The organism is Vibrio sp. Vb1980 (assembly GCF_033338615.1).
GTDB lineage: Bacteria > Pseudomonadota > Gammaproteobacteria > Enterobacterales > Vibrionaceae > Vibrio > Vibrio alginolyticus.
On record NZ_JAWOSZ010000001.1, the window covers coordinates 268436 to 290492 of the forward strand.

20 protein-coding genes, 1 pseudogene and 1 riboswitch are annotated in these 22057 nt (G+C 44.1%); of the genes and pseudogenes, 10 read left to right on the forward strand and 11 right to left on the reverse strand.

The genetic code is table 11. From position 1 onward, the window contains the following. The first annotated feature begins 442 nt into the window (after positions 1–442). From R7F64_RS01180 to R7F64_RS01195, 4 genes are all read left to right on the forward strand, one after another. Positions 443–1180: a nucleoside recognition domain-containing protein gene (locus R7F64_RS01180; protein ID WP_025612621.1), complete on the forward strand. Its 738-nt coding sequence runs from the start codon at positions 443–445 to the stop codon at positions 1178–1180. Beyond that, positions 1180–1647 (forward strand): YjiG family protein, encoded by a 468-nt coding sequence (locus R7F64_RS01185; protein WP_005458317.1) that lies wholly within the window; start codon positions 1180–1182, stop codon positions 1645–1647. Before R7F64_RS01180 ends, R7F64_RS01185 begins: the two co-directional genes overlap by 1 nt. 9 nt (positions 1648–1656) lie before the next feature. Beyond that, the gene (locus tag R7F64_RS01190; RefSeq protein ID WP_017820131.1) at positions 1657–2781 is read left to right on the forward strand and encodes a M20 family metallopeptidase; all 1125 of its coding nucleotides are present in this window, start codon (positions 1657–1659) and stop codon (positions 2779–2781) included. A 237-nt stretch (positions 2782–3018) separates the two neighbouring features. Further along, on the forward strand, positions 3019–3393 hold the full coding sequence (locus R7F64_RS01195; protein ID WP_017820132.1) for a YkvA family protein: 375 nt from the start codon (positions 3019–3021) through the stop codon (positions 3391–3393). 103 nt (positions 3394–3496) lie between these two features. Here the strand turns inward: R7F64_RS01195 and R7F64_RS01200 are convergent, their stop codons facing one another. The 3 genes from R7F64_RS01200 to R7F64_RS01210 all read right to left on the reverse strand — a co-directional run bounded on the left by R7F64_RS01200 (position 3497) and on the right by R7F64_RS01210 (position 7627). Beyond that, positions 3497–4801, reverse strand: a complete 1305-nt coding sequence (locus tag R7F64_RS01200; protein ID WP_017820133.1) for a dicarboxylate/amino acid:cation symporter — start codon at positions 4799–4801, stop codon at positions 3497–3499. Between the two features lie 389 nt (positions 4802–5190). Beyond that, positions 5191–6456, reverse strand: a complete 1266-nt coding sequence (locus R7F64_RS01205; protein WP_017820134.1) for a DUF1835 domain-containing protein — start codon at positions 6454–6456, stop codon at positions 5191–5193. Between the two features lie 280 nt (positions 6457–6736). Next, positions 6737–7627, reverse strand: a complete 891-nt coding sequence (locus R7F64_RS01210; RefSeq protein ID WP_017820135.1) for a LysR family transcriptional regulator — start codon at positions 7625–7627, stop codon at positions 6737–6739. A 109-nt stretch (positions 7628–7736) separates the two neighbouring features. Between R7F64_RS01210 and R7F64_RS01215 the strand changes: the two genes are divergently transcribed. Beyond that, entirely contained in the window at positions 7737–8045 is a 309-nt protein-coding gene (locus tag R7F64_RS01215) for a monooxygenase (RefSeq protein WP_130545726.1), read from the forward strand. Between the two features lie 7 nt (positions 8046–8052). After that, on the forward strand, positions 8053–8424 hold the full coding sequence (locus R7F64_RS01220; protein WP_262631422.1) for a hypothetical protein: 372 nt from the start codon (positions 8053–8055) through the stop codon (positions 8422–8424). Positions 8425–8489: 65 nt separating this feature from the next. Here the strand turns inward: R7F64_RS01220 and R7F64_RS01225 are convergent, their stop codons facing one another. The 3 genes from R7F64_RS01225 to R7F64_RS01235 form a co-directional block, all read right to left on the reverse strand. Then, positions 8490–10658: a polysaccharide biosynthesis tyrosine autokinase gene (locus tag R7F64_RS01225; protein ID WP_262631412.1), complete on the reverse strand. Its 2169-nt coding sequence runs from the start codon at positions 10656–10658 to the stop codon at positions 8490–8492. A gap of 51 nt (positions 10659–10709) precedes the next feature. Beyond that, entirely contained in the window at positions 10710–11150 is a 441-nt protein-coding gene (locus tag R7F64_RS01230) for a low molecular weight phosphotyrosine protein phosphatase (protein WP_262631413.1), read from the reverse strand. Positions 11151–11279: 129 nt separating this feature from the next. Then, positions 11280–12398 carry a polysaccharide export protein gene (locus R7F64_RS01235; protein ID WP_017820139.1) on the reverse strand — a complete coding sequence of 373 codons (1119 nt, stop codon included), beginning with the start codon at positions 12396–12398 and terminating at the stop codon, positions 11280–11282. 459 nt (positions 12399–12857) lie between these two features. Here R7F64_RS01235 and R7F64_RS01240 point away from each other — a divergent pair, with 459 nt between their 5' ends. Continuing rightward, complete coding sequence (locus R7F64_RS01240; RefSeq protein WP_047102404.1) at positions 12858–13751, forward strand: hypothetical protein; 894 nt, start codon at positions 12858–12860, stop codon at positions 13749–13751. Positions 13752–13820: 69 nt separating this feature from the next. Here the strand turns inward: R7F64_RS01240 and nfsA are convergent, their stop codons facing one another. Continuing rightward, positions 13821–14543 (reverse strand): oxygen-insensitive NADPH nitroreductase, encoded by a 723-nt coding sequence (gene nfsA / locus R7F64_RS01245; RefSeq protein ID WP_170893944.1) that lies wholly within the window; start codon positions 14541–14543, stop codon positions 13821–13823. A 195-nt stretch (positions 14544–14738) separates the two neighbouring features. Between nfsA and R7F64_RS01250 the strand changes: the two genes are divergently transcribed. After that, a complete protein-coding gene (locus R7F64_RS01250) occupies positions 14739–15380 on the forward strand; it encodes a MarC family protein (protein ID WP_005374889.1) in 642 nt (213 codons plus the stop codon). 190 nt (positions 15381–15570) lie between these two features. Continuing rightward, on the forward strand, positions 15571–16443 hold the full coding sequence (locus R7F64_RS01255) for a patatin family protein (RefSeq protein WP_047102402.1): 873 nt from the start codon (positions 15571–15573) through the stop codon (positions 16441–16443). Between the two features lie 52 nt (positions 16444–16495). On the opposite strand, the pseudogene gbpA reads toward R7F64_RS01255, so the two are convergent. The 3 genes and pseudogenes from gbpA to R7F64_RS01270 form a co-directional block, all read right to left on the reverse strand. Continuing rightward, positions 16496–17959, reverse strand: a pseudogene (gene gbpA / locus R7F64_RS01260) (N-acetylglucosamine-binding protein GbpA). 98 nt (positions 17960–18057) lie between these two features. Then, positions 18058–18158, reverse strand: a riboswitch (cyclic di-GMP riboswitch). A gap of 272 nt (positions 18159–18430) precedes the next feature. Continuing rightward, the gene (locus R7F64_RS01265; RefSeq protein WP_054728820.1) at positions 18431–18931 is read right to left on the reverse strand and encodes a fasciclin domain-containing protein; all 501 of its coding nucleotides are present in this window, start codon (positions 18929–18931) and stop codon (positions 18431–18433) included. Positions 18932–19011: 80 nt separating this feature from the next. Beyond that, entirely contained in the window at positions 19012–20493 is a 1482-nt protein-coding gene (locus tag R7F64_RS01270; protein ID WP_318071386.1) for a deoxyribodipyrimidine photo-lyase, read from the reverse strand. Positions 20494–20601: 108 nt separating this feature from the next. On the opposite strand from R7F64_RS01270, the gene R7F64_RS01275 reads away from it, so the two are divergent. Further along, on the forward strand, positions 20602–20907 hold the full coding sequence (locus R7F64_RS01275; RefSeq protein WP_005374898.1) for a DUF6482 family protein: 306 nt from the start codon (positions 20602–20604) through the stop codon (positions 20905–20907). A gap of 68 nt (positions 20908–20975) precedes the next feature. Here R7F64_RS01275 and R7F64_RS01280 read toward each other — a convergent pair whose 3' ends face one another. After that, complete coding sequence (locus tag R7F64_RS01280; protein WP_017820145.1) at positions 20976–21956, reverse strand: rhodanese-related sulfurtransferase; 981 nt, start codon at positions 21954–21956, stop codon at positions 20976–20978. Between the last annotated feature and the right edge of the window lie 101 nt (positions 21957–22057).

Below are 22057 nucleotides of genomic sequence, written 5' to 3' on the forward strand. Positions count from 1 at the left end.
CCAAAACACGAGGGCGAGTGTCCACTTGGCTATTTTAGGTTGTGAGCGTAACAATGGGCTGCCTAGTCCTGTTGATTCTGGTTTAATCCGTTTGCATATGACCGGACAATCCTAACCTAAATTTCATTATGGAATGTTACTTTCGAGTTAATCGATATCGCCTCAATGCCAAAGTATGAAGTACGTCATGAATGTTGTAGAAAGCAATATTCGTTGGAATCATTGGTCGGATTAATGAAGAAGTCCTGAGGTATCGATATAGATTAATATACCTAATTGTTAGCACAAATTTTTATTATCTTTCAAATGTGATTAAAATCATAAAACAAAACTTCATAACTGAGTCGCCAGAATGTTCGGCAGGCGGATTGATTTTGATCATCTCTCTAGCACATTATTCGGGTGAGCATATGTGTCCTGTCCCACATGTGTAGGTAATGTTATGAAAAATCCTGTTCAAACCGAGCGCAAGGTTACGCTGGGGTGCTACTTTGCACTGGCGTTTGCGGTCGTCTTCTTTTCTGGTCTCATGCAATCGAACGAATGGTATGGCGTATTTGATTTCACCACGTTGAATGGCTCTTTTGGCAAGGTGGCTTATGGTGTCACCGAAACGGCTGACGGTGTGCAAGTTGCAACAACGTCGCTTCGTGGTACTGGTGGTAGCGGTGCACGTGACGGTTTCATTTTTGCACTTACTTTGATTCCTACCGTTATGTTCGCACTGGGTATGATCAATGTACTTGAGCACTATGGCGCACTAGAAGCGGCACGCAAACTGTTAACGCCGCTTCTTCGTCCAATTATGGGTATTCCGGGTAACTCTGGTTTGGCTCTTATCGCTTCGCTGCAAAGTACCGACGCGGGCGCTGCGATGACTCGTCAGCTTAAAGATGAAGGCCATCTTACCAAACGCGAAACCGATGTGTTCACTATGTTCCAGTTCACCGCTGGTGCCACCATTGTTAACTTTTTCTCCTCAGGGGCGGTGCTGTTTACGTTGACGATGGCGGATGGCTCGCTTGCCGTAACGTCTTCTATTGGTTTGGCGGTTGTGGTGATGTTCTTGTTTAAAATCGTGGGTGCGAACTTATTCCGTATCTACCTAAACATCACAGAAGGTAAAGAAGACAAGCAAGAGCAAAGCAAATCTGAGAACTTAAAAGAGGAGACGGCGTAATGAGTGACGTAAAAGTAAGTAAGCCGATGGTGACGGATATTTTCGTTGAAGGCGCTAAAAAAGGCTGGGTTATTGCGACAACATCAACCGTGCCTAACGTTCTTATGGCGTTTGTCATCATTAAGGCGTTGCAGATTACTGGCGCGTTGGATTTGATGGGCTCGGTATTTTCTCCAGTAATGGCGGTTTTTGGTTTGCCAGGTGAAGCGGCTGCGGTGCTGATTGGTGCTTGGATGTCGATGGGCGGGGCAGTTGGCGTGGTTATCACATTGTTTGACCAAGGCATCTTGAACGGTACGCACATCGCGATTCTTGCACCTGCAATTTACCTAATGGGCTCACAGGTTCAGTACATGGGTCGAATTATGGGACCTATCGGTACTGAAGGTCGTTACATCCCAATTATGATTGCGATTTCCGTATTGAACGCATTTGGCGCAATGCTAGTCATGAACTTGTTTGTTTAGGGGGCAATCATGCAGTTTTCTCTCAATGAATATCTCGAAGAACTTCGTCCTCTCATCAATGTCGATTGTGGCACGTACACCACTGATGGCATTGAGTTTATCGCTTCTCAATTTGAAGAGAAGTACCAAGCGATGTCAGGTTGGAGCGTAAAACGCATCGACTGTGGCAGAGCGGGCATCGGTCTTGAAGTTCGAAACAAGCCTGAGGCTGAGCAAGTTGACGTGATGCTGATTGGTCACATGGATACAGTGTTCCCTGTCGGCACCGCTGGATTACGTCCTATGTCTCAAGACGCTGACAAAGCGTACGGTCCGGGTGTCTCGGACATGAAATCTGGCTTGCTGAATATTGTGTACGCGATGCGTAACCTCGACCAAGCGGTGTTGGATAAACTGTCGATTTGTATCTGCATGAACCCAGACGAAGAAACCGGATCGTTAGATTCGGTCGACTGGATTCAATCTGTTGCAAAAAACGCGAAAAACGTATTGGTGGCAGAAGCAGCACGCGCAGACGGAGGTTTAGTCAAAGCGCGCAAAGGCATGGCGCGTTACAAAATCACGTTTAATGGCATTGCAGCCCACGCTGGCAACGAGCCAGAAAATGGCCGCAGTGCAATTACCGAGATGGCGAACTGGATTCTCGCAATCAATGCCATGACGAACTTCGAATCTGGCACCACATTAAACGTGGGTATTGTGTCTGGCGGTAACGGCGCAAACATCGTCCCTGAGCACGCTGAAGCGATCGTGGATGTGCGTTTCTGGAGTAATGAAGAATACGATGATGTCGATAGCAAGCTAAACGGCATGCTGGAAACACCATTCGTTGATGGCGTTAGCATCGAGTTGGTTCGTGAAGCTTACAAACCCTCTATGGTGCCAAGCACGCAAACTGAAAGCTTGATGGCATTAGTTGAAGAAGCAGCAAGTGAACTGGCTATCGACATCAACTGGAAAGAAGTGGGTGGCGGCTCTGATGCAAACAATACGGCAATTCTTGGAGTTCCAACTTTGGATGGTCTAGGACCTATCGGTGCAGGTTTCCACAGTGACCAAGAGTACTTGTTGCTTGAGTCTATCGAACCACGTATCAAAATGCTTATGCGTGTATTGGAGAAGATTGCTCAATAAGGCATTCTGCTTCTAAAGCTTGGTTCCCAAAGTTTTTGGTTTCAAAACCATTTGGCTTCCAAGACATTTGATTTCCAAAACTTTTTGTTTCCAAGGCAATAATCCCCGGACTTCGGTTTGGGGATTTTTTATCTAGCCATTTTGTTTCCTTTCTTCATTATCATTACTCGCTATTAATCCTACGTTCAGGTTCATCGTCTTAATATCTTTGCCACAGTCATAAATTTAGGAGGCACGATGACCACAAGCATGTCTGTAAATTCGGCGTCCGATGACGTCTTAGACCAAACGATGCAAGCGCCAGATGAGAAAACATTCTGGCGAAAAATGAAAGGGTCGGTTAAGAAAGCGGGTGAAGAAATTGCCGTAATGGGCATAAAATCATGGCTCGCGATGGCAGATTCCAACACCTCTGTTCGCCACAAGGCTATTTTAGGTGGCGCGCTGGCTTACTTCGTCCTACCAACAGATATGGTGCCAGACGTACTAGCTGGCGTCGGTTTTACCGATGATATGGCGGCACTTACCTTAGCCGCGAACTCAGTCGGTAATGCCATCACTAAAGAACACGAAGCACAAGCTAGAGAAAAACTGAATTCGATGGTGGATTAAAAAGAATATTTCTAGACGCGGAGAAAACAAAAGCCCGATGTTTCCATCGGGGCTTTCTTTTAGACAGGACTATATAATTTCAGAATGGTAATCGTAGAACGATTTAGGCGTCAGCGCGTTTAAGATGCACTTCTTCTTCGGCTACGCCTGCCATTGGGTCGTTGAAGCGAGCCTCATCCAATGCACCCTCTGATTTTGCAACGATGACGGTTACAGCACTGTCACCAGTGATATTTACCGCGGTACGAATCATATCAAGAAGACGGTCAACACCCATGATGAGCGCGATACCTTCAAGCGGCAGACCAACTTGGTTCAATACCATAGCAAGCATGACAAGACCCACACCAGGAACACCTGCGGTACCGATAGACGCCAGAGTTGCCGTCATGATAACCATTAGGTAATCGCCCATAGTTAAATCAATATTGAAAGCTTGAGCAATAAACGCAGTTGCTACGCCCTGCATGATCGCCGTACCGTCCATGTTCACGGTTGCACCAAGTGGTACTGTGAACGATGATACACGGTTCTCAACACCCATGCGGTGCTTTGCTGTTTCCATTGTCACTGGAATCGTCGCGTTCGATGATGCTGTAGAAAAAGCAAACATGATCGCGTCTTCCATCTTACGTAGGAATGTAATTGGGTTTAGACCTGTGAAACCTTTTAACATTAAGCTGTAAGTAACTAGACCGTGTAGGACAAGCGTACCAGCCAGTACTAAGAAGTACTCTGCCAGATTGACGATCGCGCCCAGACCAAGACCAGTAAATAGCTTCGCCATTAAGAAGAACACTCCATAAGGCGCCAAGTTCATCAAAATCGCGACCAGTTTCATGATCACTTCATTCAGATCAGAGAAGAATGCTGCGATGCGTTCGCCTGGTTTACCCGCTGCACTGATCGCGATACCGAATAGCACGGCGAACACGATAACTTGCAGAGTTTTACCTTCTGCCATTGCGCTGATTGGGTTGGTCGGGAACATATCGATGATCACCTGACCTAAAGATGGCGCTTCGGCTGATTTGAATGAACTTGCTGCCGTTAGATCTGCCCCTGCCCCTGGCTGGAATAGAGTACCCATAGTTAGAGCAAGCGTAATCGCGATAGCCGTTGTCGTAACGTAGAAAGCGAGGGTTTTACCGCCCATGCGACCCAGTGTAGAGAGGTCTTTGAGAGAGCTAGTACCACAAACTAACGAAACAAATACTAGCGGTACAACAAGCATTTTTAAGCTGGCAACGAAGATCTGTCCACCAACTTCGAATAATCCATTAACAATGTATGCGTCGACAAATCCGTTGTCGGCAAAAAGTGTGCGAATTGCAAATCCTGTCAAGATACCCGCAACCATACCTAAAATTACGCGGCTGGTAAGCGACATCGGTTTCTTGGTATTCATGAGAACACTCCTTATAGTTATGCACCTTGAGTTCACTTCAAAGCGGCGAGCAGATTAGCAGCGGAGTGAGAAAATACGAAAGAATAATCCTCTAAATGGTTAATAGATGTGAACTTTATCACTAATAAAAATGGGATTTTAACCAAATATTAACGAATTGGCCGGGTGAAAAGTTTGTATTTTAACACTTTTATCGAATATACAACCGATAACAAAGAGGATTTACAATAAATTTTAATAAGAGATAGAGTGCATACTCTCTTTGAGTGGATGCATTTCTGCATAACTATTTAAGTTGTATTCAGACTAGCGGTCGCTTCTTTAGCGATACTTTAGTATTGAGTGTTCATCAGAGCCAACGAACCTTTTATGCTTTCATATTTGTCAACTCAATGATGGTTGGCAAGTGTAGTTAGTTGGAGGTGATCCCAGCTCCAATAACTTTGACTGGTATTTTTAATCCCTCCAACCCAATAGCATTGTTTCGCTCGTATTAAACCCTCCAAACACTGCTTGCCAGCCTCAGTGATACGGACGCTTTGTTCCCACCAGTGCCTTTCACGTGACTCAATCGTGATCAAAGGTGTTTGACACTGTGCTAGAGGGAGGAGTAACGCGTAAAACATCACGTCTCCTAGGTAAGGAAGAGGTTCTAGTTGTTGATATTGCTCAAACCAATCTTTGATGGGAATTGAACGATTTTGCGAGTTCAAAACCTTTAGTGCGAGGTGTTGTGTCAAGCTCAATCCAGTTTGTGAATTAGGTAACTCTTGCAAATGGCGTTTAAGCACGTCGAGTATATTGGGTAAGCAATCCAGTTGATGTTGCTCTATCAAACTGACGATAGCTTTTGGTGAGGAACATGACACTGCTTTCCAACACTGCTTTGCTTGGCTCAATAACTTAGCAGATACGGGTTTACGATATCGCCAACAAGAACGAATAGCTTCTTCAGGCAACTGCCCAAAGCCGATGAATCGCTCAGTACCCGGAAACTGGTTCAACTCAATGATCTCTATCACTTTGTTCTCTACATTCTCTAACAGTGTTAGAGCACGAATTAGCATCAATTGATCATAGCTGTCATGTTCGACCCAAAAGACGATTCGTTCAAATACATCACTTTGCAACAGATCGAGGTTTGATTGTTCCAATGTGACTATATCTTGAACCGAGTCTTCACGCTTCATCACAGGCAGCAGAGTCTCTACGACATATTGGGCACGAATGGCAAGGAAGTTCTGTGGTGTTGCTGGTATGGGGCCAATACAAAGCGGATCGATCAGGGCTAAAAATGTCCCTTCAAATCCGCTGGCTTTAAGTTGTTGTTGAATGTCGTGGCCACAACGAACGTGTAGCGTTTTTACTTTCGCATCTAGGGGCGTTTTTTGTTCTTTGATGGCTCGTTTGTGCGCTTCTAGCTCTTCGACATGAGCTTTTAGTTTACTCCAACTGGATAAGCCCAGTTCTCTTGCGAGTGCATGTTGAACGTCAGCCAATTGAATTGTATTGGGAGTCAATGACTCTGGTTTGGAGTGACATCGCTTAACTAACTCCAACGTAGCGTCATCGTATAGGCGGATAGCTTTGAGCCTTTTTTTAGCAATGGATTTTTGCTGATTGATATTGATCGAGAAGCTATTTGTAGAGTTCATATTTCACCTTTCTTATTTCTTCCACACTCGCCTAAATAGAAGCTAAAAAGAAGGTAAAAACAGATTTTGCCTGCTAAACCAAGCAGGTGAGGATATTGCCGTGAACCGAGTTCTTTCCGCGAGTGTTGGGTGCTTTAGGCATGAGCAGAGTGATAGTAGGTGGTCGCTATCCTTCGTGCAACCTTTTGTGAGAGTGTAGCGTCACAAAATGGCCGTTTCTCTATATTTAGGGAGAATCAATAGGCGATAACACTAGCGATTCAACTCAATACCACTGTCGCTAGGCTCGAGTTTCTACACTTTTGAGTAAAGTACGATAAAGCGCTTGAGTAGCAGGACCACTTTTGGCTCCTTTGGGTAAAGTGAGGTGCAGCGCAACTTGATATTGATGGGAGTGTTCGATCTCCAATACTTTAATTTTATCGCTCTTGCGGGCTGCGACTAAGTGCGCTGGTAGCCGACAAAATCCAGCGCCTTGCTCTACGGCGTGAAAAGCGTGGTCGAAGTTATCGACGGTAATACGCTGACGTGCGCGTAACCAACCCACATCTCTTTTCGTTTTGTCTGAATCACCTAAGTCACGGATGACAATTTGGCTGGTGGTTGCAAAATCGTCGATGGAAACATGCGGCTTTTTAGCGAGTGGATGGTGTGCTGCGATTACAGGCAGCATGGTTGTTACGCCAAATGCTTCGGCAGGGTAGTTAGTTATCGGTAAGTTGATGATTGCGATGTCAGCGAGCTCATTTACAACCATTTCGGTTGTTTTGCTCAGTGACGTTTCAACCACTTGAACGGAGGTCGTGTTGTTGTCCTCCAAAAATTGACTGAGTGGTGCATAAAGCCAACAAGGGTCACAAAGATGATCTATTGCGACCGTGATTTGAGATTCCACCCCACTTTTTAACTGCTCGCTGATGACTTCTAGTTCCCGCGCTTGTTCAAGCATGGATTGTGCACGACGCAGTATGGTTTTGCCGTGCTCTGTCAAACCCGCTTTGCGCCCTCGTACTTCGATAAGTTGAATACCAAGTTGGTCTTCTAACTTCCTCACCGAGTAGATCAATGTGGTATGGCTCTTGTTGAGCAGTAAAGCTGCGGATTGAATGCTGCCTTCTTGATTAATCGCTTGTAGCGTTTGCCATTGTTCTAAGGTCGTTTTTAGTCTCATGAGTCAATTTTTTAGACAGTTAATGGCGAAATTATGAACTTTTCTGTCAGTTTTATAAAGGTAATAATCTTGTCATCGAAAACGAGTCAATAAGAAGAGGAGACTCAAGATGGCGAAATTATTGCAAGTTGATTTTGAATTTCATGGTCCGTTTGGTGACGAGATGTCGAATGCTCTGGTCGACTTAGCTAAGTCGATTAACCAAGAGCCGGGCATGATTTGGAAAATCTGGACGGAAAGCGAAAAAGACAAACTCGGTGGTGGTATCTATCTTTTTGAAGATGAAGCCACGGCGCAAGCTTATCTCGAAATGCATGCCGCACGCTTACGAAAAATGGGCGTAGTCGAAGTACGAGGTCAAATCTTCGATATCAATGTGCCGTTAACGACGATCAATCAAGGGCCTATTGGAGGATAAGGAGATGATGACCAACCGCACTTTTCTAACCGTTCATGGTGTCATATATACGGTATTCGCTTTTGCGTTGTTTTTTGTACCAACCATGATGTGGCCGATGTATGGCGTACAAATTAACGACCAATACGCGCTGTTTTTATCGCAACATACGTCGATCTTTTTAGGTGGAATCGCTGCGGTGAGTTTGATGTTACGTGATGTGGAATCTGGTAAGACTGCGAAACAGCTGTTTAAGGCATTATTGATTACTAATGGGTTAGGGGCAGTGATTACTACCTATGCCGGCATTACAGGAGTATTTGTCGGTTTCGGTTGGAGTGACCCAATATTCTTTGTCTTGCTTAGTTTGATTACGTACAAGCAATTAAGAGTGCAATAGAAAAAGCCCTGCTGTTTCTAGCAGGGCTTTGTCATATTTGGTTTAATTAGCGATCTAAATTCAACTTATGATTCGCTTTTGTACGCGTAGTTATAGTAGCCGTATCCATAGCCGTATGAGTTAGATGCTTTTTTCTCAACTGCATTGAGAATCACCCCTTTAACTTCAACGCCTGATTGCTCGAAGCGACCTTGCGCGACTTCAATCTCCTTCAAAGTCGTTTGATCAAAACGAGCGACCATCAGAGTTGTTCCTGCAAGCGCGCCAACAATGCTTGGGTCGGTAACTGCGAGTACAGGCGGCGTATCGATGATGACTAGATCGTATTGTGCAGACATCTCGTCAACAAAGCTCTTGAAGCGAGGGTGCATAAGAAGTTCTGACGGATTTGGTGGTACTTGGCCGCGAGTCACAACATCTAAATTATCAATGGATGTAGATTTAATGATGTTGCTAAGGGATGTCTTACCGCTCAAGTAATCAGAAAGACCGTTGTCCCAACGTAGACCGAAGCATTGCTGCAAATAACCTTTACGCATATCCGCATCAATAAGCAGCACTTTCTGACCGGTTTTCGCAGCGACGGCCGCAAAGTTGGTCGATACAAATGTTTTGCCGATAGATGGTGCAGGACCTGAAATCATAAGAACGTTATTCTTCGCTTCCATCATTGCAAAGTGCAAGCTAGTGCGAAGACTACGTAGAGCCTCAATGGAAAGATCGGCTGGGTTAGCTTCCGCTAGAAGGACTAGCTCATTGTTGCTGCCTTTGTTGCGCTTAAGCTTGTTTGCAAATTCCAGTTGTTGAATAGATTTTGGAACGCTTGCGTAAACTGGCATGCCAATCTGTTCAATTTGATCTGGTGTTTCCACACCACGGTGGAATGCTGCACGAATTAATACGAAAGCCACGCCTGCCATACCGCCAAGCAGTGTTGCTAGCACAACAATAAGCGCTTTTTTCGGCTTGATTGGCTTAGAGAAAGATTGAGCGTTATCTAAGATTCGAACGTTGCCAACTGTTCCGGCTTTAATAATGTTGAGCTCTTGAACCTTGTTCAATAGTTGGATGTAGATTTGTTGGTTTACTTCTACATCGCGTGTCATACGTAGAACTTCACGCTGTGTTTTCGGTAACTTTTGAACTTGTTTATTAAGACGTTCTTTCTCTTTTAGTAGTGTTTCACGTTTATCAAGTAGCGACTTATAAGCTGGGTGATCCTGTGTGAAGCGTTGGCTGATCTCACTTTCTTTGAATGTAAGCTCATTTAGCTGTGCTTCTAACTCAACCATTACTTTCAGCGTTGACTGAGCTTCAAGGCCCAAGTCGATAGATTCATTTTCTTGACGGAATCGATTTAAAACGTCTTCAGAAGCGGTCAGTTTTGTTTTGATGTCTGGGAGGTGACCTTTCAAGAACTCGAGGCTTTGCTCTGCCTCCGCAGAATTTCTTTGAACGTTTTGTAAGAAGTAGTTTTGGCTAATGTCGTTCAAGATATCTTGAATCTTAGCGCGGTCTTCACCAGAGAAGCTTAAAGATATAATCCCGGTTTGCTTACCACGTTCGCTAATCGATAAGTTTTCTTGAAGTTTATTAATTGCATCTAATTTACTGATTTTGCTAACCGTGAATGAGTCACCAGTTTGAGCCACAAGTTCAGTCGCCAAAAATTGGTATCCATTCTTCTCAAGCAGTTCACCAACTTTACCTTCTAAAATGACGTTATTGTCATCTTCTAAGAGCCTGAACGTCTGTTTTTCAGAATCAATAACTTCAAGAGTTAAAGGAACGCCAACTGCGTAAGAAGGAGCATTAAATCGTGAAACGCTCAGACTGATTTGCTCACCTTGTAGTCGAGCCAGGCCTTTACCAATAATTGGCATGTAGTTTGGAGAAACGACAGTCGTTAAGTTGAACTTATCAACAGTACCGCCCAAGATCATACGAGATTTGATGATCTCTATTTCTGTTGTCGCTGATGATTCTGCTGAAAACAGCTCTCCCATATCACCAACCATCGCTGAAATACCACCTGAACTCTTACTTTCGATTTGGATAAGAGCGTCAGCTTTATAGATAGGTGTTGATAGAATGGCAACGCCGACGCCTATAATTGAAAATAGGACTACGGTACATAGAATGAGCCACTTGGCATCGAGAATGATCCCAAATAACTTTCCCAAATCGATCTCATCGTCGGTTTGACGTGATTGCTTAATAGTTTGTGTTGTCATTACTTTAACTTCTTAAATACCTTGCCATTGGCGTTTGTTTAGCCTTGCGGCTTATAGTTTTTGAGACCACGCTTTTGCTGCTTTTTCTATAAGCGTATATGCATGTTCGAAAGCTTCTCTACTTTGTCTGTATGGATCAGGGATGTTTTGTTCATTTATCCATTGTCCAAACAGCATCGTTTTACCTCGTGCCTCAGGAGCGATTTTGGTTAAGGCTTCTAAATGACCTTTTTCCATAACCAATATCAGATCGTATTGAGCGCAAAGCTCAGGTGTTAATTGTCGTGCTTCGTGTCCATCTAAGCTTACGCCACGTTCGTTCGCGATAGTGGTTGCCATCTCGTCAGCTGCTTTTCCCGTTAGACGGCTCTTATCTACTGCGATTCCTGCTGATGCGACATGTTTGTTTGGTAGTAAAGACTGCAAAAGCCGCTCTCCTGTTGGAGAGCGGCAAATATTACCGACACAGACGACAAGAATATTAGAAAACAAATGCTTACCCTACTTTAAGTTGTATGCTTATGATCTCAACTAAATTGCTGGCTTCTTTATATTGCGCAATTGAGCTGAGTAGCTATCGATTACGTGCCGCAAGAGATAATTTTCTTGCGGCACGTTGTTTTACGGCCAAGTGCGTACTCGTAGTACACCTTCAGTTAGTTCATTAAAGCCGGAAATGGTTGGAACGAGCTGAGCAATCACACGATTCCAACGACTAACAGGTGCAGCCGTCACATAGACTATGTCGTAAGGGTTGAGATCAAACTCAGTACCAATCACCAAAGCAGAAGCGTCAGAAACATCTAGCTGATAAATGTCCGCCATTTTAGCTTCTTCTTTTGAACGTCTGATGACAAACACACCGGTAGCATCTGCGGAGATTTCACTGATACCACCAACGCTGCTAAGAGCCTCAGTAAGGCTCATGCCGCTACGATCAATTTTGAGTAATTTCGGATCGTTAACCTCGCCCATAACAAATACTTTTTGCGCATCGTTTCGAGGAATATGAACAATATCACCAGGCTTTAGAAGGCGGTTTTGAGTTAAATCGCCTTGTTGCATCAGAGCATACAAAGAGACGTTTTCAACAACGCCATTGCGTGTCAGTGTCGCATTACGCCAATCAGCCTCGGCAGCCAGTCCGCCAGCTCTATTCACAGCATCTAGAAGTGTAAGGGGGATGTTTGTAATTGGTTGTTGTCCTGGCTTGTTAACTTCGCCAGTTACATAAGTCTTTTTAGAGCGAAATGCCGCAACGCTTACATCGACCTGTGGGCTCTCAATGTATTTTGCAAGGCGGCTTGCAATGTCTGCACGAATCTGACGTACGTTTTTGCCTTCAACATGTACGACACCTATGTAAGGGTAGAAGATCGTGCCATCCGAATGCACCCAGTTACCCGCTTCGGCTGAGCTTCGGTATGAGCCCGCTGGGATCGTTAGCTCTGGGTGATCCCAAATAGTGATATTTAGGATATCGCCAGGTCCTACTTCGTATTCATATTTTGCGATTTCAATATCTAACTCTGGGTTTGGTTTTGAAAAAGGGTCCACTGAATTTAAAGACGTTACGCGCTCCAAAGTTAAGGGATAAACGGTAACCTGAGACTCTATATCACTCGATTCAGTGCTCATGACTGTTTTGTCACTGACCGAAAGGTGGCTACCAGGCAAAGTACACCCTGTAAGAAGGATTGGAAGTACTGATATCCCCAAAAATTTATTAAATGTGTTCATTGGTTTATAACTACCGAAAGAAAGTTTGCCGACTGAAATTGATTCATTCTAATTGAACTGAGTTTCATCAATATTGACGATTTACTGCAGTTTTAAGCCTTTAGAAAGCGAGTCCATTCAGAATTATTTGTGTAATAAACACTCCAAATGGCTGCTAGCGACTTAGAGCTCTTAGTTTTATTAATGAAGGTGTGAAAATCCGACCCACAAAAAATAGTCAACTATTATCCATCTGGTTGCAATAAAGGCAACAAGTTACTCGAAAAAATACTGACGAATACATGACAAAATTGTGTCTATTTAGCGTTATTGAGATGAATGCATGATTTTGCACAAGCAAACAGGCAGTAATGTGAAAAAACTCATGCCAAAGTTGTATGCATCCTATTTACACTATTATGCAACTGCCGTTATGCTTCGTGTTGCGGTCGGATATAACAACAAATATTGGAGCTAATTTTGAAAATCAAACTTTTAACGGCAAGTGTGGCTGCTGTTCTACTAGCAGGTTGTGGTAGTGACAGCGATCCTGAGGTAAAAACATACTCAGTACAGGCTTATGACCCAGCTGTTATCGGCATGGAAGTATCTTATGACTGTGGTGGAGACTTAAAAGGTCAGGCTGATGAGCTAACAACAAACTATGAAGGCATGGTTGGTAAAGCTCGCATTAGCCATATCGACGTAGTGAGTGCACCAGGTGAATGTACTTTCACATTGAAGCATACTGATAAGAGTGTAGATGCATCTAACGGAAAACCTATTACGTCTGATTACAAGATTCCTAAAGGTCTTGCCCAAGCTGACTCTTTAGTTACAGGTTCTCCATTTACAACGTTGGTAGCTAACTCTCTAGATGACGGAGAGGTATACTCATCAGATACTGCTGAAAAAGTATTTGCCAATTTAGGTATCGATATCAATGCAAGTGGTAAAACAGTTGACGAAATCCTTCGTGATACAGAGTCTGTAGTTGCTAACCTTCAAAGTGAAGGCGGCAATAGTGAACTTGCTACGAAGCTAGTTGCTACGGCAAATATCGTGTCTGATATCATTAAAGCGAACCCAACAGCTGCACCTGAAGCCGTGGCTGTAGCTGCAAAATCAATGGCAGAAGAAGTGATTGCGAAATACCCGCATTACCCTAAAGCAGGCGCGGATTCTGAAGAAGTGATTTACGTAGAAATCTCTGAAGAAGATACGAAGAACGTTGTTGAGCAGGTTGAAAAAGACATTGCTGCAGGTAAGCCTGTAGACCAAATCAAACCTACCGTTCCACCAGTTCCAGATGCGAAGCCTGGTAAGCCAGTTGATCCGGTTGCTCCACCATCAGGCGGTTCAGGCGGTAACTAAGCAAGTTTTTGCTGATAAATTCTAAAGGCCTCTTCAGAGGCCTTTTTTGATCCTATCGTATTGTAGTCATCACCTTTTAGTGAGCCCTTTTCTGTTTAAGTAAGGCAGGATGTGCGGACGTGATTCGCCAGCCAGTTTACTGGTGACTTCTTGTGACCAAGTACTCTGTTTTTGATTGCTCGAACGGTTTGCATAGTAGTTTTGCATAGTTTGGTCATACGTCTGAATATCATCCAAGCTTAGGTCTTGATACTGATTTTCATGCACCACGACATGCTTAGGTAGGCGAGGTTTTACTTCAGGGGCTTGATCTGGATGACCAAGACACATACCAAATAAAATGGCGGTATTTTTAGGTAAACCTAATAATTCGTCTACTTTTTGGGCATTGTTTCGTAAACCACCAATATACACACCTCCTAGTCCCATCGACTCCGCCGCAAGCAAGCAATTTTGTGCCATGATGCCCGAGTCTACAGCGCCTATTAGCGTTAACTCGGTAAAATCAGCTTGAACATCTGGGTTGATACTGGCGTGGCGCTGGTAATCAATACAAAACACCAAAAACTCAGCCGCGCTTTCAACGTACCCTTGATTTCCGGCATATTGAGCTAATAGCGTACGTTTTTCTTTGTCGGTCACGCGGATAATTGAAACGACTTGCAACATGCTTGATGAGGACGCCGCAAGGCCGGCTTGAAGAATGGCATCTAATTGTTCGCTCTCAATCGGTTGTGAGGTGAATTTTCGAATTGAGCGGTGATTGAGAATTGTTTGAATCGTGCTGTTCATGGTGACTTAACATCCCCTGTTACGTGTAAAGGCTGAAGACTCACCTTAGCGACATTTGATGAGTCGGTAAACTATCTCAAAAGAAAAACAATGCTTGGCGCATAAGTGTGAAGGCGAATCGAGAATACATCACTCGTTCTGTTTGAGAGCGTATATACTGTTTTTAGAATCAATAATTTAAATGCAGTGGAAAATATGAAAGAACTCATTGTTCATACAGTTACGGTGTTTATGGGCTTCTTTGCCATCATGAACCCTATCGCCAATATTCCCATCTTTTTGAGTTTAACTGCTGATGAAGATAAAGAAACCATCCGTTCCATTGCGCTTCGCTCGGTTTTTATTGCATTTATTATCATCGCGATATTTTCTATTGCCGGTAAGTTAATTTTTGATTTGTTTGGTATCACGCTTTATGCATTGCGAATAACAGGCGGTATTTTGGTGTTTTTGATAGGTTTTAACATGCTTCAAGGTGATTCGACGCATCAGAAAACCAAAGAGAAGGCGTATTCACCAGCTCAGCAACGGGCGGCATTGAGTATTGCAGTGTCTCCACTGGCGATGCCAATATTAGCTGGGCCTGGAACGATTGCTACCGCGATGAACTTTGCGACAGCGGGTGGTTTCGATCAAACCATTATTACTATCGTTTCTTTCGCTGTCCTCTGTGTGATCACCTATGTACTGTTTTTATTTGGAGACAAATTGGTCAAAGCGGTTGGACCAAGTGCTCTAAATGTTGTGACTAAAATGATGGGCTTAATTCTAGCGGTTATTGGTACTCAAATGTTCATTGATGGCGCGGGCGAAGCCTATAAAACGGTTTTCTCCTAGATTTCTCTTAGACCTTGCCACCTTGGTTAAGCCCGCAATTACATTTCTAACGGGTACGGATTTTTTGAACTTTAGTTTTCATTTTCTAAGAGAGAAATAAATAGACTTCACCTATTTCAATAATAAGAATATTCAATTGTTGTGATTGCACGAATTTCATTACTCTTTTGGCAAGGAGAATGGGGGAAATATGGCAACAAAAGCAATTGTAGTAGAAGGTGGCGCGATGCGAGGCGTCTTCGCAAGCGGAGTGTTAGATGCGTTTTTAGAGCAGAGTTATAAACCGTTTGATTTTGCAATCGGTGTATCTGCTGGTGCATCAAATTTGATTGGGTATTTGACCGACTACCCGCATCGCAGTATTAACGTCATTACTAAGCTGGCCACAAGTAAACGCTTTTTTGACCCGACTCGCTTCGTTAAAGGTGGGGACCTCATCGATGTGAAGTGGTTGTTTGAAGAATCTAATCGCTTGTATCCCGTCGATGAAAATAAACTGTTTAATGGCGTTCCTTTTCTCGCAGCGACAACAAATGTAGATACAGGGCAGGCAGATTACTATCGCGTGACACGTGATAATTTTCACCATGCGATTGAAGCGACAACAGCATTACCGATTGCCTACAAGCATACCCCTTGTTTTTCTGGCGGTTGTTATACCGATGGTGGGGTCGCTGACTCTATACCAGTGCGTGAGGCTTATCGTCGAGGGGCTCGCGACATAACCGTAGTACTCTCTCACCCGCTGAATTATGCCAAAAAGCCAGTTAAGACCACATGGCTGATGAAGAAACTGTTTGCGGAGCACCCCAAAATGGCGGGTGCGATGTTAAGACGTGCAGATAACTATAATCAATCATTAGAGTTTATTCGTAACCCTCCACCAGGAACACATGTTAGGGTAATTGCCCCACCAGATAATTTTCATGTTCAGCGCTTATCAATGCGACAATCCGTTTTACTAGAAGGGTATGAAATGGGGCTGATTGAGGGGCGAGCGCATCTCACTAGTTTATCTGGTGTTCATGGTTTAGACCGGGAAAATTGTCATTTTTGCGTTTGATTATAAAAGAGCCTCATAGTGAGACTCTTTTGCATAACGTTCAAAGGGTGATTTAGTTGACTTTATCCCAAGCCATCTCCCAGTGTGAACCTATTCCAGGCTCGTAATGGTTTGCGCTTTCTTTCCACTGCATACAGTAACCAGAGTATGGGAAAGGTTTACATTGATAAATGCCCCCGTCGCTGGCAAGCACTTTTGTGCCCGCCGTGTAGCTAGATAGTCCTTCAGGGAAGACAAAATCGTACTCATCAGATGGTGGTGGAGTAACTGACTCTTCTTTTAAGTGAAAGTCGAGTGTTTGCTGATCCACCAAGTTGCCATCTTTATCCTTAATACGTGTTACGAGCATATGGTGACCCGGCTCCGATTTACTTAAAGCGAGCGATATCGCCTCTACCGAGCCGTCTTTCATTTCGTTTGCCCAACTTGCAAGTGGTTCGCGATGGTGATTGTAAACGGTGAGTTCTGCATTTAAATCGCCTTCAGCAGTTAGTGTCAGATCCAACGTTGTCGGTGTTGACTCAATGATATACTCGTCTGCTAAGCCATCTACTGTGAGTGAGTATTCTGGGACAGGAGTTTCAATGTTATAGCCGATCTCTACTCGCTCAAGGCCGCTATTTGCTTGCAGATACACCGGATTAGTACCATAAACAGGAGTGAATTTATCCTCTGCATACTGCCCGGCTTGCAGTTTTGCTTGTTCTTGGTTTAGCTTAGTCGCGAGTGCGTAAGACCAGTTTTTCGCTTGGCCCATTGCTGCATCGGTAATTTCTAGTTCAGTTCTATACGCCACGTTTTCACCTGCTTGATCAAATACGCGTGTATAAACCGAATCCCCAATATTTAAATCCATTGTAGGAATAATTTGACCGCCTTGCTTCCAATCTGGAATAACGGGACTGTCACCATCAAATTTCACATCGATCACGTTATAAAATGAGGCTGCAGTGTCGCCAACATCTCATACTGCCAGGATGACATGGTATCCCTCGCGAGTAGGCACATTACATTGATGGCTTACCTGTTTCGGGGGTTGAACCATATTGCCGTCGACGACACAGAAAGGAGTTAGATCAAAAGAGTCTCGTGATAGTGAAGCGTTTGGGTTCCAATCAGGCTTGGTGATGTAATATTTCCAGTCGCGCGTCACGTGGTTAGCGGTAAATGTCCATTCAAAAGGTTGTGTACCTGCTTGAATAGGGCGTTTTACCCAACGGTCGGCAGTTTGCTCATCAAGGGCAGCTGCTAAAGCGGTTTCGGCACTCGCTATTTTACCATCGCGAGGCCCTGTTTCGGGAAAGCCATCAGGGCCTTCAACGCTTTGCGGTTCATATTGAATCGCACCGCAGTTATTATTTTTTTCGTTAGTATCTGGCGATGGATACTTACATAGTGCCGAGCGACTTGCAGCGACACCACCATTGGTTTCTGATACATAACCGTGAGCCGCAGCACCTGAGCTAATGCTTGCAAGTGCTAACGCGAGTACGGATTTGGTTGGAAATGATTTCATCACATGTCCTCTGTTATGGCTGACAAACTAATGTCACACCCCGGCGCATGCTGAGCATAAAGCAACGCTACAGAAATTGGACTTCTGTAACACTGAGTCATGGTAACCCCGCTATCATGAGCATTCTTTTAGATTTTTAAATGCTGACAGACCGGAAGCTTTGCGTCCCACCCTTTCGAATGGTTTGCCGAAATGTGATTGAGCAGCCAAAATTTAGCTTAAGAATTTACATGTGGAAAAGTAAACGTCACTGACATGGAATCCTGTTCTCAAATTGAAAGATAACGATATCTTAACCTCGTCAATATTATGCAGTATCGTATTGCAAGATATTGATTTTAATTTTGTTTTTATCTTATTAATAATCATGGAGAATGAGTGGAGGTTTGTTGGGGATAAATGGAGAGGAATCGTGCTAAGGGTGGAAGAAGTTCTGTCTAAAGGGCGGATTGTACCGCCCTCTGAATGGTGTTATTTCGGCATGATGACAGTATCAATCACGTGAATGACACCGTTTTTAGCTTTCACATCGGTTGCAATGACATTTGCATCGTTAACCATGACTTTATCACCCATGGTTTTAATCATCACATCTTGCCCCTGAACCGTAGTCGCTTTGTCTAGCTTAACAACATCGGCAGCCATCACTTTCCCTGGGACGACGTGATAAGTCAAAACAGATACTAACTTGTCTTTGTTTTCCGGCATTAAGAGCATGTCGACTGTGCCGTCTGGCAGTTTTGCAAAAGCGTCATCCGTTGGTGCAAAAACAGTAAATGGGCCTTCCCCTTTGAGAGTGTCAACCAAGCCCGCTGCTTTCACCGCAGCAACAAGCGTATTGAAAGAGCCGTTGTCAGCGGCAACGTCGACAATATCGGCTTTCATCATGCCATGCTCATGAGCCTTGACGGGAAGCATAAAAGATAATGTCGCCATCAGTGTAGCCGCGATAACTAAGATACGTTTGAACATAGTGTGTTCCTTACTAGTTGAGGGTACAGCGGGTTCCCTTGAGTGTGTTTGCATTTGTACGCATCGTGATTGAAAGATGATCATCGCGTCCTACTTTCTTTTGAGGGCCTAACATGTCGCGCAAGAATTCGTCTGCCTTCTTGTTTCACATCGGCTCGTTTCCGCCACGCCCATAAGCGCTCTCTTGCTGCCTTAGCTGCTTTGTCTGGTGCGATAATAGGTGCAAGGTAACGGCTATCTGGCTGCAACTGATACATGACAGCTTCCATCTGGGTCATTGTCCAGGGCTCGAATAAAAGAGGGGGAGGAACCATTTGTAACTCAGGCACCCACTTGTAGATGAACGTACCGTTAGGATCATGTTCTTGGGCTTGCTTGATCGGATTATAAATACGGATTGTGTTAGTCCCGGTTACTCCTGCTTGCATTTGGAATTGTGGGTAATGAATTCCAGGCTCAAAGTCGAGAAATAGTTGCGCTAAATGCGTTACACCTACTCGCCAATCCATGTTCATGTGGTGAGTAAGAAAGCTAACCAGCATGGCACGCATGCGAAAGTTAATGTAACCAGTGTGGTGCAAACAGCGCATGCAGGCATCAATCAAAGGTACGCCAGTATGCCCGGATTTCCATGCTGCTAACTTTTCTTCATCGAAAGTACTACTTTGTTTAATCAATGGTTCGTAAGCCCGATTAACGCAGTAAAACTCCATGTCGTATTCCGATTCGAATTTTTGGATGAAGTGACAGTGCCAATGAAGCCGTGAAGACAATGCAATTAAGCTGCGACGAAATCCAGCGACTTGCCAGTGTTTCAAAAGGTATTGATAAACTTCACGCAAGGATATGTTACCCCAAGCGAGGTATGGAGAAAGTCGAGTACAGGCTGTGCGTGAGGCTGTGGGACTAGAAATGCTTCGATAGTAATCACGACCTCGACGATGAAAAAAGTCCTCTAGTGTTTTCCAAGCGAGCCGGCTTCCTCCCGTTTGCATTCCTTTGCATTTTGATAGCCAGGATGATGGTGGCGAAAACGAACAGCCGAGAGCTTCTGCATCCAATGAATGCAATAAGTCGGTTTGGAGCTCAATAGGGCTTATTGAGGCTCTCATGACAGAATCCCAATGTTTGTCCCAACCTTGCCGGTTTTTTGCACCTCTGATAACAGCACCGTGTTCGAATTCAAACCAGTCGATGTTCTGCTCATACAGCCAAGCGGCAACTTGTTTGTCGCGCTCAAAGGTGCAGTTGAGTCCTATTTCTTGGTGAGAAAAAACAGCGTTGATTTGATATTGCGCTTGAATTGATTGGAAACATGCTAAGGCATCGTCATACAGCACCGTGATTCGATGCCCATAGGCTTTGAGCGTCTCATCCATGTCTTGCAGTGATTGCCAAACAAATCGCCAGTGGCGCTCAGAATAGTGTGGGTTATTCAATAGCAATGGTTCAACAATATATAAAAGCACAGTTGGGTGCTTTGTTGATAATGCTTGAGTTAGTGGTTGATGGTCAGTCAGCCTTAAATCTCGTTTTAACCACACGACATTGATTGTTTGCATCGGAATCCTCTTTGTTTCCGATGTTGTACGCAAGTAAACCGAAGAAATCTCATCCAATGATCGGTTTTATTCCACAAAACGTAGAGGTAACTTTTAGGGAGGTGACACATGGCAATACCATTGAGTAAGTTACAAAAATACTTCTATGTAGACAAATTGGTCATTCATTCGCTTGATCTCGCATTGTACCAGGCATCTGTTGTGATTGATGGAGAAGCGCAATTTATCACTGATGACAACGGTATCTTTTTGAGGGCTCATTCCCTGATCGAGATGCAAAAGAAGTGCAGGAATATCAAAGCAAATAAGCAGGTCTTAGTGCATCAAAGTGCTTATGATGAAATGGTGGGGCTACCCGAAGGTAAAAGAGACAATCAACTAGAGGTATTGGTGAGGGATACAAAATTGTATTGAAAGAGTATTGGTGCGCAGTAAAAGCGAGCCACCTTACGGCAGCTCGCTAAATATAAGGAGAGTTAGGCTTAGTCTTGTTTACGCTGCGCTTCTTTTTGCGCGTACTTAGCGGCACGTCGAGCTTCTCTTTGCTTGGCACTTTCACCACCAACATGCTGCTCGCCTCGCTGCTCTGCAAGAACAATTTGTTTTTCACGCTCGCGGAATCGAGCAATTTGTTCTTCTGAGTGTTTGCCGTGACATTTTGGACAGCTCACGCCTTGCTCGAACAATTCTGACTGTTTGTCTTCTTCAGTGATCGGTAGACGACAAGCGTTACATAAATCGTAATCTGCTTTTTCTAGCTGGTGGTTCACGGCAACACGACCGTCAAATACGTAACAATCGCCTTCCCACATGCTCTCTTCTTGAGGAACTTCTTCAAGATATTTAAGAATGCCGCCTTCTAGGTGGTAGACCTCATCAAAGCCCTGTTCTTTCATGTAAGCCGTTGATTTTTCGCAGCGGATACCACCGGTACAGAACATCGCAACTTTCTTGTGTTTTGCCGGGTCCATGTTTTCTTTTACATAGTCTGGGAATTCACGAAAGGTTTCAGTATTTGGGTTTACAGCGCCTTTGAATGTCCCGATCTCGATTTCGTAATCATTACGTGTATCGACAACAAACACTTCAGGATCAGCAATAAGATCGTTCCACTCTTGAGGTTTCACGTAAGTACCCACTACGTGGCGAGGGTCTATACCTTCAACACCTAATGTTACGATCTCTTTTTTCAATTTCACTTTGGTGCGATTGAATGGCTGGGTCTCAGAATACGACTCTTTGTATACGGTGCCAGTCAAACGAGGTTCGTTGTTTAGCCACTCCAGTAGCGTATCAATACCTGCACGATCAGATGCAACAGTACCGTTGATACCTTCACTTGCCAGTAGTAATGTTCCGCGAATATGGTGTTTTTCCATCAACGCAAGTAATGGCTCGCGTAGCTCTTGATAGTTATTCAGCTCAACAAACTTGTACAGCGCACAAACTACATACTGACTCATGAGGTTTCCTTTAAAAATACAGGTGGTCAACGACCTTAAAATTTTAGCGGCACGAAGTATACCTGACTAAACTAGTCGGAAATACGGACAAATTATACGGA

Excerpts from the sequence above, each read along its gene's own strand:
- R7F64_RS01180 (WP_025612621.1), top strand. The coding sequence starts at position 443 with ATGAAAAATCCTGTTCAAACCGAGCGCAAGGTTACGCTGGGGTGCTAC.
- R7F64_RS01185 (WP_005458317.1), top strand. The coding sequence starts at position 1,180 with ATGAGTGACGTAAAAGTAAGTAAGCCGATGGTGACGGATATTTTCGTT.
- R7F64_RS01190 (WP_017820131.1), top strand. The coding sequence starts at position 1,657 with ATGCAGTTTTCTCTCAATGAATATCTCGAAGAACTTCGTCCTCTCATC.
- R7F64_RS01195 (WP_017820132.1), top strand. The coding sequence starts at position 3,019 with ATGACCACAAGCATGTCTGTAAATTCGGCGTCCGATGACGTCTTAGAC.
- R7F64_RS01200 (WP_017820133.1), bottom strand. The coding sequence starts at position 4,801 with ATGAATACCAAGAAACCGATGTCGCTTACCAGCCGCGTAATTTTAGGT.
- R7F64_RS01205 (WP_017820134.1), bottom strand. The coding sequence starts at position 6,456 with ATGAACTCTACAAATAGCTTCTCGATCAATATCAATCAGCAAAAATCC.
- R7F64_RS01210 (WP_017820135.1), bottom strand. The coding sequence starts at position 7,627 with ATGAGACTAAAAACGACCTTAGAACAATGGCAAACGCTACAAGCGATT.
- R7F64_RS01215 (WP_130545726.1), top strand. The coding sequence starts at position 7,737 with ATGGCGAAATTATTGCAAGTTGATTTTGAATTTCATGGTCCGTTTGGT.
- R7F64_RS01220 (WP_262631422.1), top strand. The coding sequence starts at position 8,053 with ATGACCAACCGCACTTTTCTAACCGTTCATGGTGTCATATATACGGTA.
- R7F64_RS01225 (WP_262631412.1), bottom strand. The coding sequence starts at position 10,658 with ATGACAACACAAACTATTAAGCAATCACGTCAAACCGACGATGAGATC.
- R7F64_RS01235 (WP_017820139.1), bottom strand. The coding sequence starts at position 12,398 with ATGAACACATTTAATAAATTTTTGGGGATATCAGTACTTCCAATCCTT.
- nfsA (WP_170893944.1), bottom strand. The coding sequence starts at position 14,543 with ATGAACAGCACGATTCAAACAATTCTCAATCACCGCTCAATTCGAAAA.
- R7F64_RS01250 (WP_005374889.1), top strand. The coding sequence starts at position 14,739 with ATGAAAGAACTCATTGTTCATACAGTTACGGTGTTTATGGGCTTCTTT.
- R7F64_RS01255 (WP_047102402.1), top strand. The coding sequence starts at position 15,571 with ATGGCAACAAAAGCAATTGTAGTAGAAGGTGGCGCGATGCGAGGCGTC.
- R7F64_RS01265 (WP_054728820.1), bottom strand. The coding sequence starts at position 18,931 with ATGTTCAAACGTATCTTAGTTATCGCGGCTACACTGATGGCGACATTA.
- R7F64_RS01270 (WP_318071386.1), bottom strand. The coding sequence starts at position 20,493 with ATGCAAACAATCAATGTCGTGTGGTTAAAACGAGATTTAAGGCTGACT.
- R7F64_RS01275 (WP_005374898.1), top strand. The coding sequence starts at position 20,602 with ATGGCAATACCATTGAGTAAGTTACAAAAATACTTCTATGTAGACAAA.
- R7F64_RS01280 (WP_017820145.1), bottom strand. The coding sequence starts at position 21,956 with ATGAGTCAGTATGTAGTTTGTGCGCTGTACAAGTTTGTTGAGCTGAAT.